At 68.7% G+C, this 10,870-nt stretch carries 10 protein-coding genes; 8 read left to right on the top strand and 2 right to left on the bottom strand.

What is annotated here, in order from left to right:
• A partial coding sequence (locus tag DK459_RS00355; RefSeq protein WP_146221859.1) for an ABC transporter ATP-binding protein occupies positions 1–946 on the top strand: 946 nt, incomplete at its 5' end.
• A gap of 41 nt (positions 947–987) precedes the next feature.
• On the opposite strand, the gene DK459_RS00350 is transcribed toward DK459_RS00355, so the two are convergent.
• Positions 988–1,962 carry an Lrp/AsnC family transcriptional regulator gene (locus tag DK459_RS00350; RefSeq protein ID WP_233256733.1) on the bottom strand — a complete coding sequence of 325 codons (975 nt, stop codon included), beginning with the start codon at positions 1,960–1,962 and terminating at the stop codon, positions 988–990.
• A 111-nt stretch (positions 1,963–2,073) separates the two neighbouring features.
• On the opposite strand from DK459_RS00350, the gene DK459_RS00345 reads away from it, so the two are divergent.
• Together DK459_RS00345 and DK459_RS00340 are read left to right on the top strand one after the other, a co-directional pair.
• Complete coding sequence (locus tag DK459_RS00345) at positions 2,074–3,378, top strand: MFS transporter (protein WP_006389768.1); 1,305 nt, start codon at positions 2,074–2,076, stop codon at positions 3,376–3,378.
• A gap of 93 nt (positions 3,379–3,471) precedes the next feature.
• Positions 3,472–4,899, top strand: coding sequence for an amidase (locus DK459_RS00340; protein ID WP_110134349.1), 1,428 nt, complete (start codon positions 3,472–3,474; stop codon positions 4,897–4,899).
• A gap of 62 nt (positions 4,900–4,961) precedes the next feature.
• On the opposite strand, the gene metK is transcribed toward DK459_RS00340, so the two are convergent.
• Positions 4,962–6,125: a methionine adenosyltransferase gene (gene metK / locus DK459_RS00335; RefSeq protein WP_049052072.1), complete on the bottom strand. Its 1,164-nt coding sequence runs from the start codon at positions 6,123–6,125 to the stop codon at positions 4,962–4,964.
• Between the two features lie 277 nt (positions 6,126–6,402).
• On the opposite strand from metK, the gene DK459_RS00330 reads away from it, so the two are divergent.
• The 5 genes from DK459_RS00330 to xerC are packed head-to-tail and all read left to right on the top strand — an operon-like array spanning position 6,403 to position 10,860.
• Complete coding sequence (locus tag DK459_RS00330; RefSeq protein WP_006389764.1) at positions 6,403–7,269, top strand: lysophospholipid acyltransferase family protein; 867 nt, start codon at positions 6,403–6,405, stop codon at positions 7,267–7,269.
• Between the two features lie 49 nt (positions 7,270–7,318).
• Entirely contained in the window at positions 7,319–8,209 is an 891-nt protein-coding gene (locus tag DK459_RS00325) for a lysophospholipid acyltransferase family protein (protein WP_020925911.1), read from the top strand.
• Positions 8,210–8,257: 48 nt separating this feature from the next.
• Complete coding sequence (gene dapF / locus DK459_RS00320) at positions 8,258–9,169, top strand: diaminopimelate epimerase (RefSeq protein ID WP_054448280.1); 912 nt, start codon at positions 8,258–8,260, stop codon at positions 9,167–9,169.
• Between the two features lie 4 nt (positions 9,170–9,173).
• Positions 9,174–9,851, top strand: coding sequence for a DUF484 family protein (locus DK459_RS00315; RefSeq protein WP_024070714.1), 678 nt, complete (start codon positions 9,174–9,176; stop codon positions 9,849–9,851).
• Between the two features lie 34 nt (positions 9,852–9,885).
• Positions 9,886–10,860 carry a tyrosine recombinase XerC gene (gene xerC / locus DK459_RS00310; protein WP_006389760.1) on the top strand — a complete coding sequence of 325 codons (975 nt, stop codon included), beginning with the start codon at positions 9,886–9,888 and terminating at the stop codon, positions 10,858–10,860.
• Positions 10,861–10,870: the final 10 nt, after the last annotated feature.

The following is a 10,870-nucleotide window of genomic DNA, read 5'->3' as shown; positions in this document are numbered from 1 at the left end:
ATGCCATGTCGTGCTCGACCAGCAGCACGCCGGCGCCGGCGTGCTGCTGGTCGAGCACGACATGGCATTGGTGATGGGCGTCTCGGACCACGTTGTCGCCATCGACGCGGGGCGCGAGTTGGCGCAGGGATCCACCCGCGAGATCCAGCAGTCCGAAGCCGTGCGGCAAGCCTACCTGGGCGACGATGCGGCGCGCCAGGCGCCCACGGCGCGTGCGCGTCCGGTTACCGGCGGCGTCGCGCCGGAAGTGCTGGGCGTGGGCAACCTGACCACCGGCTACGGCGCCAACCCGGTGCTGCATGGCATCGACCTGCAGGTGCGCGAGGGCGAAATGGTGGCGCTGCTGGGCGCCAATGGCGCCGGCAAATCGACCCTAATGCGCACGCTGGCCGGGCTGCACCGGCCCGTCCAGGGCGGCATGCACCTGCAAGGGCAGGAATTGCAGGGGCTGAGCGCGGACCGCATCGTGGCGCGAGGGCTGGTCCTGGTGCCCGAGGGGCGGCAGGTGTTCCCGGACCTGAGCGTGCTCGACAACATCCGGCTGGGCGCCTTCCTGCATCCGGCCGATCGCGAAGCGCGCGTAGAGGAGATGCTGACGCGTTTTCCGCGCCTGCGCGAGCGGCTGCACCAGCGGGCCGGCCTGCTGTCCGGCGGCGAACAGCAGATGCTGGCGATCGCGCGCGGGCTGATGTCCAAGCCGGTGATCCTGTTGCTGGACGAGCCGTCCCTGGGCCTGGCGCCGAAGATCATCGACGAATTGTTCGAAGCCCTGGACAGGCTGCGGGCGGAATCGATGACGATCCTGCTGGTGGACCAGATGGCCGCGCTGGCGCTGGCGCTGGCCGACCGCGCCTACGTGCTGGAGTCCGGCCGCGTGACGGCGCACGGCACGGCGCGGGAAATCGCCGCGGATGGGGCGCTGGCACGCGCCTACCTCGGCACCTGAATGCAGCAAGCCTGGCACACCAGGCTTGCTTTTGCGCAGACTCAGGCGGCGTCAGCACCCAGCCGCGCGCCCTCGCGCACGATGCCGCAGCGCTTGTAGGCGCGCATCACCACGCCCACTTCACTGGCCAACACGCCATCGAGTTCACCCAGTCTGCGCGTGACCACGTCCCACAGGTGCAGGCTGTCGCGGCACAGCACGTGCCAGAACAGTTGCGAGGCGCCGCTGGTGCCGAACAGGCAGCGCGTATTCGGATCCAGCGCCAGGTGCGCGGCCAGGGCATCGACCGCCTGCGGCCGCACCTGCACCGAGATCACCGCCTCGACCGGAAAGCCCACCAGGGCGGGCTCGACTTCCACGCGAAAGCTCAGCGCGCGCCGCTCCACCAGATGCTGCAGCAGGCGATGGGCAGTGGGCTCGCTGACGTCGGCATGCGCGGCCAGCTCGGCCAGGCTGGCGCGGCCGTCGCGCATCAGGTGCGCGACGATGCGCTGTTCGGACTCGGTCAGCGCTGCGGGCGGCTGCGTAACGGCGGACTCCGGCCCCTCGGGCGAGGCGTCGCCGGCCTGGATGCGCCATTGACCAGCGCGGCGGAATGGCCGCAGCACCAATCGCGCCTCCACATGCTCGACGCCATCGATCGACGGCAGCACCCGCGTCACCACGTCGGGCATGTCGGCCGCGTCCGCCAGCGTCAGTTCCGCCATCAAATCGGCCGTGCCGGCCAGCGTCACCACGAGCTGAGTGATGCCAAGCTGCGCCAGGGCGTCGGCCGCCTCGGCCACGCGTCCCGACCGGCAGCGCACCCAGGCATGCAGCACCACGCCGCGACCCGTGGCCAGCGGATCGGCTTCGGCGATGACCCGCAGGGCGTCGGCGTCCATCAGCCGCTTGATGCGCCGCGCCACGGTGCGTTCGGCGATACCGGTGGCCGCCCCCAGCTCGCGCCAGGACGCGCGCGGGTCGGCCTGCAGGGCGATCAGGCAGGCGAGATCGGTGTCATCGAGCGCCGGCATTAGGGGCTTACCCTTACTTGACGTGACTATATTCATTAATCTAACGTTCGCGCATTGATAAAAACACAAAATTTAACGGTCTATTTGACCAAAAATAAAACAGAGGACGTTATGAGTACCCCTTCCGCAACCCTGCGCGCCACGCAGGGGGCAAACGCCGCGCCCGTGTCGCGCGCCCGCACGATTCTGGCCGGTAGTGTAGGCAATGCGGTGGAATGGTTCGATTGGACCATCTATGCGTCGTTCGCCATCTTCTTTTCGAAGCAGTTTTTCCCCGAGGGCAACGAAACCGCCGCATTGCTGGCGACCTTCGGCATTTTTGCCGTTGGCTTCTTCATGCGGCCCGTCGGCGGCTGGGTGCTCGGCATCTTCTCGGACCGCTATGGCCGCAAGGCCGCGCTGGGCCTGACCATCCTGATGATGGCCGGCGGCTCGCTGATCATCGCCGTCACCCCGACCTACGCCACCATCGGCCTGGCCGCCCCGCTGCTGCTGACCGCCGCGCGCCTGCTGCAAGGCCTGTCGCTGGGCGGAGAGTATGCCTCGGCCACGACCTTCCTGGCGGAAATGGCGCCGCCCAACAAGCGCGGCTTCTATTCCAGCTTCGTCTTCTTCAGCGCCGCGGTGGGCATCCTGGCCGCGTCCGCCGTGGGCTGGCTGCTGACCTCGACCCTGAGCAAGGCCGAAATGGCCGACTGGGGCTGGCGCATTCCGTTCTTCCTGGGCGCGCTGGGTGGCCTGGCCGGCATGTGGATCCGCCGCGCGATCCCGGAAACCGAGGCGTTCTCGCACGCCAAGAAGGCCGGCGTCGAAAAGCAGCCGCTGCGCACCCTGATGCGCGAACATCCGCGTGAAGTGCTGCGCATCGTCGGCTTCTCGATCCTGACCACGTTCGCGTTCTACATCTTCGTGGCCTATGTGCCGACCTACGCCATCCGCCAGGTCAAGGCCGATCCGCAGGTCGCGTTCGCCGCCAACACCGTCGCGCTGATCGTGTTCATGCTGGTGCAGCCCGTGTTCGGCATGCTGTCGGACCGCATCGGCCGCAAGCCGCAGCTGATCTTCTTCGCCGCCGGCTATCTGGTGTTCTTCTACCCGTTGATGACCACGCTGGGCCCGTCGTTCGGCTCGATCCTCGCCGTCGAACTATTCGGCCTGGTGCTGTACGCCATGTACACCTCGATCGCGCCGGCCATCATGTCCGAGCAGTTCCCCACCAGCGTGCGCGCCGTCGGTATCGGCACGCCCTACAACCTGGTCGTGGCGCTGCTGGGCGGCACCACCCCGTACCTGCTGACCTGGCTGCAAAGCAAGGGCATGGAGCGTTGGTTCTTCTATTACGTGCTGGCCGGCGCCGTCATCACGCTGATCACCTTCATCCGCATGCCGGAGACCCGCGGGCAGTCACTGAAGTAATCCCCGACGCGTGCGCAACCGCGCCCCGACGCCTCCCCACAGCGCTTTCCGGCTCCGCCAGGGCCGGAAAGCTTTTCCATTTCCGTGAGCGCCATGCCCGACCAAGACACTCCCCTGCATTTCCGCGAAGCCCGCGAACTCGCGCGCGCCATCCGTGACGGCGCAATCAGCTCCCGCCAGGTCACCGTCCACTTTCTCGACCGCATCGAGCGCGCGCCGGCGCTGGCCGCCTACAGCCAGGTCACGGCCGAGCGCGCGCTGGCCCAGGCGGAAGCCGCCGACCGGCTGTTGGCAGCCGGCATCTCGATGGGGCCCCTGCACGGCGTGCCGGTGGCGGTGAAGGACAGCCTGCACTGGGCCGGCACGGTCGCCAGCGGCGGCTCGCAAACCCGCAGCGGCGTCATCAGCGACGAAACCGCGGCCGCCGCGCGCGCCCTGGCCGCGCAGGGCATGGTGATCCTGGGCAAGACCCGCATGACTGAATTCGCGTTCGGCCTGTCGGGCCAGAACCCGACACAGGGCACGGCCCGCAACCCGTGGGATGCCGCCACCGCGCGCGCGCCCGGCGGTTCGTCCAGCGGGGCCGGCGTGGCGGTGGCGGCCGGCCTGGCGCCCCTGGCGGTGGGCGGCGACACCGGCGGCTCAGTGCGCGCGCCAGCGGCGCTCAATGGCGTGGTCGGCTACAAGCCGTCCTCTGGCGTGATCAGCCGCGCTGGCTGCCTGCCCTTGTCCGAAACGCTGGACGTGCTGGGGCCGATCTGCCGCAGCGTGGCCGACGCCCGCCTGCTGACGCAATTGCTGGCCGGCCCCGACATCGATGATGTCGCCACGCTGGCCCTGCCCGCTGCCAGCATCGCCGCCCTGCGGCGTCCGGCCGCCCGCCGTGGCGGCGCCGTGGCCGTGCTGGCGCCACAGGCCTGGCCCGCGACACTGGCCGACGAAGGCCTGCGGATCTGGCACGAAGCGCAGGAACGGCTGGACCAGGCCGGCATCACGCCCGAGGCCTGGCATCCGCCGGCGTCGTTGTCGTTCGCGCGCATGGCGGACGACAACTCGCTAGTATTGGCCTACGAGGCCTACCGCCATTTCGGCCACCTGGCCGACGACCCTGATCAACCGCTGTGGGAAGTGGTGCGCACGCGCATCGCCGCCGGCGGCCGCATCGCGCCGGCCGACTACGCCGCCGCGTTGCAACGGCGGCATGCGGACATGGCCACGTTCGCCGCCGCCATGCAGGGCATCGATGCCTTGCTGATGCCGGCCTGCGACCAGGCCGCGCAGGCGCTGGACCCTGCCGACACGCGCCACACCGGCCTGGGCAAGCTGCTGCGTCCGGCCAACTTCCTGGGCGCGGCGGCCATCGCATTGCCGGCCGGCCATGACGTCGACGGCATGCCGATGGCGGTGCAGTTGCTGGCGCCCGCCGGCGCGGATGCCGCGCTGCTGGACTGCGCCGCCGCGATGGAACGCATCCTGGCGCCGGCCTTGCGCACGCCCGACCTGTCAGCCTGGGGTCTCTGATTCCAACCCCGGCCGAAAAAAAAGCCCCTGCGTGCAGGGGCTTTTTTGCGAAGGCGCGACGCTCAGGCCGACTTCTTCAGTTCCTGGACCTTGTCCGTGGCTTCCCACGAGAATTCCGGCTCGGAACGGCCGAAGTGGCCATACGCGGCGGTCTTGGTGTAGATCGGACGCAGCAGGTCCAGCATGTTGACGATGCCCTTCGGACGCAGGTCGAAGTGCTCGCGCACCAGCTTGGCGATCTGGTCGTCGGGGATGACGCCGGTGCCTTCGGTGTAGACGGTGATGTTGATCGGCTCGGCCACGCCGATGGCGTAGCTGACCTGCACCTGGCACTGGCGCGCCAGGCCGGCCGCCACGATGTTCTTGGCCACGTAGCGGGCGGCGTAGGCGGCCGAACGGTCGACCTTGGACGGATCCTTGCCCGAGAACGCGCCGCCACCGTGCGGGCATGCGCCGCCGTAGGTGTCGACGATGATCTTGCGGCCGGTCAGGCCGCAATCGCCTTGCGGGCCGCCGATGACGAAGCGGCCGGTCGGGTTGACCAGGAACTTGGTCTTGGGCGTGATCAGGCCTTCGGGGAAGCTGGGCTTGATGATGTCTTCGATGACCGCTTCGCGGATGGTCTCTTGCGTGACTTCCGGCGCGTGCTGGGTCGACAGCACCACCGTGTCGACTTCCGCGGGGCGGCCGTCGACATAGCGGAACGTCACTTGCGACTTGGCGTCGGGGCGCAGCCACGGCAGGCGGCCGTCCTTGCGCAGTTCGCTCTGGCGCTGCACCAGGCGGTGCGCGTACCAGATCGGGGCCGGCATCAGGTCGGGCGTTTCGTCGCAGGCGTAGCCGAACATCAGGCCCTGGTCACCCGCGCCCTGGTTCAGGTAGTCTTCCGAGCTGCGGTCCACGCCCTGGGCGATGTCGGGCGATTGCTTGTCGTAGGCGACCAGCACCGCGCAACCCTTGTAGTCGATGCCGTACTCGGTATTGTCGTAGCCGATGCGGCGGATCGTGTCGCGCGCGACCTGGATGTAGTCGACGTTGGCGGTGGTGGTGATTTCACCGGCCAGCACGACCAGGCCCGTGTTGCACAGGGTTTCCGCCGCCACGCGGGCGTTGGGGTCCTGGGTGAAGATGGCGTCCAGAATCGCGTCGGAAACCTGGTCGGCTACCTTGTCGGGGTGTCCTTCGGAAACGGATTCGGAAGTGAAGAGAAAGTCGTTATTGGCCACAGATGCGTCCTTTCGTGTCCGGTACAACCGGAACATTGGGTTCACGAGGCGCGTTGCACCCCGGACTGCATGGCATACGCTGATCTGGGCGCGACGCTTTAGCGGATTTGGCAAGCGATGCATGACGCATCGGTATCCTGCCGTCGCCCCGCAAGTTGTCGGTTAACTCGGCGACGGGTCGATTTTAAGCGAAAATGTCGGTCTTATGCTTGTGCCGGGGGTGGGGTCTTTCCCGCGAGCACCGGCATCACCATGCCCGATATCGCTCATTTGCCGCATGCTGCTCGTCCTATTTCGCCTGTTCGCCTCCTTGCCCCTGCCCGTCGCGCACGCGCTGGGACGCCTGCTTGGCCGCGCCGCGTATGCGTTTCCGGGCAAGTACCGGCGCCGCCTGCAGGCCAATGCGGCGCAGGCGGGCTATCCCGAGCCGGCCTTTGCCCGGCGGGCGGCGGGCGAGGCCGGCGCCATGATCCTGGAAATGCCGCGGGTCTGGTTTCGCAACGAGCAAAGCCTGGCCCAGGTCGTTTCCGATGACAACGACGTGGTCAGCGCCGCCCGCGCCGAAAACCGCGGCATCCTGTTCCTGACCCCGCACCTGGGCTGTTTCGAGATCACCGCGCGCTACCTGGCCCGCCTGATGCCCATGACCGTGATGTTCCGCCCGCCGCGCAAGGACATCCTGGCGCCGCTGCTGGAAACCGCGCGCAACAGCTCGGCCGTCAATGCCGTGCCGGCGACCATGCAGGGCGTGCGCGAATTCGTGCGCGCCCTGCGACGCGGCGAATCCGTCGGCATGCTGCCGGACCAGGCTCCGGGCGTCGGCGACGGCGTCTGGGCGCCTTTTTTCGGACGCATGGCCTACACCATGACGCTGCCGGGCAAGCTGGCCACCCAGACCGGCGTGCCGATCATCCTGACCGCGGGCGAGCGCCTGCCGGGCGGGCGCGGCTGGCGCATCCACTACGTGCGGGTGCCGGAACCGCTGCCGGCCGATCCCCAGGCCCAGGCGGCGTTGCTCAACGCCGCCATGGAAACCCTGATCCGCCGCTGCCCGCAGCAGTATCTCTGGAGCTACAACCGCTACAAGACCCCTCGCGGCGCGCCCCCGGCGCCAGCCGACGACACCGCCGCCGCCTCCGGCTGAGGCCGTCGCCCCATTCCGTCCCGCCGCCCTGGTCCCACGCTTTTTACCCATGAACGATTCGAAAACGCGCACGTTGGTCTCCCTGCTGAAGTGGTTTGGCCGCATGCGGCCCGCCAACCGGCAACGCATCGGCGCCGCGCTCGGCTGGCTCGCCATGCGGCTGGCCAGATCGCGCACCCGCATCGTGCGCCGCAACCTCGAGCTGTGCTTCCCCGAACAGCCCGCGCAGGTGCGCGAACGCTGGGTGCGCGAACACTTCAGGGCGCTGGCGCAGTCCATCGTCGACCGCGGCGTGTTGTGGTACGGCACGCCCGAGGCAATCCAGGACATGGTCACGCAAAGCGGCGCCGAGCGCATCAACGAGCTGACCGCCCAGGGCCGTTCGGTCATCCTGCTGGCGCCGCATTTCATCGGCCTGGATGCCGCCGCCACCCGCCTCACCATGGAAGTGCCGAGCGCGGCCACCATGTACACGCCGCAAAGCGATCCGCACATCGACGCGGTCGTCGCGGCCGGACGCGCCCGCTTCAACGAGGTCTTCCTGGTCAGCCGCAAGGACGGCGTGCGCGAACTGCTGCGCCATCTGCGCGCACCGCGGCCGGTGTACTACCTGCCAGACATGGATTTCGGCCGCCAGGGCTCGGTATTCGTGCCGTTCTTCGGCATTCCCGCGGCGACCCTGCTGGCGACCGCCCAACTGGCCAAGAAATGGAATGCGGCGGTGCTGCCCATCCTGGATTTCTGGAACCCGGAAACAGGCCGCTACCATGCCGAAGTACTGCCGCCGCTCGAGAACTTCCCCGGCGACGATACGCTGGAGGAGGCCACCGCGCGCCTGAACCGGGAACTGGAAGCCTGGGTGCGCCGCTGTCCCAGCCAGTATTACTGGGTGCATCGCCGCTTCAAGACGCGGCCGCCGGGCGAGCCCAAGATCTACTAGCGCGCGTTCGGACATGCGCCGTGCGGCGGCGCGGTTTTCAGGGCCAGAATGGGCGATAATCCTCCCATGAACTGGAATTTCACCAAAATGCATGGCGCGGGCAACGATTTCGTCGTCCTGGACGGTGTCCGCCAGGCCATCGAAATGACGCCCGAGCGCGCCCGCGCCCTCGGCGATCGCCATTTCGGCATCGGCGCCGACCAGATCCTGCTGGTCGAACGCGCCACCCGGCCCGATGCCGACTTCCGCTACCGCATCTTCAATGCCGACGGCAGCGAGGTCGAGCATTGCGGCAATGGCGCCCGCTGTTTCGTGCGCTTCGTGCATGAACAAGGCCTGTCCGACCGTAACCCGCTGCGCGCCCAAATCGCCACCGGCATCCTGGTGCTGGACGAAGGCGACGACGAACAGGTCACCGTCGACATGGGCAGCACCCGTTTCGACCCGGCCGCGTTGCCGTTCGACACCGCCGGCCTGGCCTCGCGCACCGAAGGCCAGGACACGCTCTGGCAGCTGGAGCTCGACGTGCCCGCCGGCCTGCCGCGCAGCGTGGCCCTGTCGGCCGTGGCCATTTCCAATCCGCACGCCGTGCAGGTGGTGGACAACGTCGACACCGCGCCCGTCGCCATCGTCGGCCCGCTGATCGAAAACCATCCTCGCTTCGCCCGCCGCGTCAACGCCGGCTTCATGCAGATCGTCGATCGCCACAGCATCCGCCTGCGCGTGCATGAGCGCGGCGCCGGCGAGACGCTGGCCTGCGGCACCGGCGCCTGCGCCGCCGTCGCTGCCGGCATCCGCCGCGGTCTGCTCGACTCCCCGGTGCGCGTGCAGACGCGCGGCGGCGTGCTGACCATCGCCTGGAATGGCGAACAACTGCGCTTGACCGGCCCTGCCGAATCCGTCTTCACGGGCCAGGTCGATATCGACAAGCTCGTCTTCTCCATGGCGCTGAACCGCTGACCCCATGACCGATACCGCTTTCACCGCCCAGGACATCGCCGCTTTCCTGCAGGAACATCCCGGCTTCTTCGACGAACACGCCGACGTCTTCGCCACGCTGCAGGTGCCGCATCCGCACGGCTCGCGCGCCATCTCGCTGGGCGAACGCCAGATCCTCACGCTGCGCGAACGCAACCGCGAACTCGAATGGCGCCTGAACGAACTGGTGCGCAACGCCACCGCCAACGAAACCATCGGCAGCCACATCTCCAAATGGTGCTGCCGACTGTTGTCGGAACCGGATCCGCAGCTGGTGCCTGGCGAGATCGCCCTGGGGCTGGCCGAACAGTTCGAACTGAACCACGTGGCGCTGCGCCTGTGGAACCTGCCCGACCTGCCCGAAACCGGCTACGGCGAACCCGTCAGCCAGGACGTGCGCACCTTCACCGACAGCCTGAAGGCGCCGTACTGCGGCACCGACACGGCCTTCGAGGCGGTCGCCTGGCTGGACGCCAAGCCCAAGTCGCTGGCGCTGGTGCCCCTGCGCCTGGAGGCCGAAGGCGCCAGCGTGGGCCTGTTGGTGCTGGGTTCGGACGACGCCGAGCGTTTCACGCCCGACATGGGCACCGCGTTCCTTGAGTCCATCGGCCAGTTGGCCTCGGCCGCGCTGCACCGGTTGAACCCGGCCGCCCCCAAGGCGTGATCCAGCCATGAGCGCGGGAGCCCCGGAACACGCCATGCAGGACCCGGCGCCGGACGCTCCCCTGCCCGATCCGATGGCCGCATGGCTGCGCCATCTGGAAAGCAACCGCCGCTATTCCCCCCACACGCTGGACGGCTACCGGCGCGAGCTGGGTTTCCTGCACGCACTTGCCGAACGCGCCAAACTGCCCCTCGAGCGGCTCGGCAACGGCCACATCCGCCAGTTCGTCGCGCGGCTGCATGCCCAGGGCCGCGGTCCGCGCAGCCTGGCCCGCACGCTGGCGGCCTGGCGCGGCTTCTACCAGTGGTGGGCGCCCGCCATCGGCCTGGCCGGCAATCCGGTCGCCGGCGTGCGCGCGCCGAAGGCGCCGCGCAGCCTGCCCAAGGCCCTGTCGGTGGAACAGACGCAGGCCCTGCTGGACCGCGCACCTGCCAAAGTGGCGACCGAACCGGCCGCGCTGCGCGACCAGGCCATGTTCGAATTGTTGTATTCCAGCGGCTTGCGCCTGTCGGAACTGGTCGGGCTCGACCTGCGCTACGCGCGCTCGGCCGACTATGAATCGCGCGGCTGGCTCAATCTGGATGAAGCGGAAGTGATCGTGCTGGGCAAAGGCGGCAAGCGCCGCTCCGTACCCGTGGGCCAGGCGGCCGTGGCGGCGCTGCAACGCTGGATCGAAGCCCGGCCGCAACTGGCCCCGCCCGCCGCATCGCCGTCAGATGCCGCCGCGCTGTTCCTGGGCGCGCGCGGACGCCGCATCTCGCCGCGCGTGGTGCAACTGCAATTGGCGCACGTCGCGCAGGCTGCGGGCCTGCCGACCCACGTGCATCCGCACGTGCTGCGCCACAGCTTCGCCAGCCATGTGCTGCAATCGGCGCAGGATCTGCGCGCCGTGCAGGAAATGCTCGGCCACGCCAATATCTCCACGACCCAGATCTATACCCGGCTGGATTTCCAACACCTGGCGCGCGCCTACGACCAGGCGCATCCACGCGCCGGCCGCAAATCCTGAGCACCGGGCG

The sequence above is a fragment of the Achromobacter sp. RW408 genome (genome assembly GCF_003184165.1).
In the GTDB taxonomy this organism is placed as follows: Bacteria; Pseudomonadota; Gammaproteobacteria; order Burkholderiales; family Burkholderiaceae_B; genus Achromobacter; species Achromobacter xylosoxidans.
The sequence above is the reverse complement of the archived record's forward strand: the minus strand, read 5'-3'. Positions and strand labels throughout refer to the sequence as shown.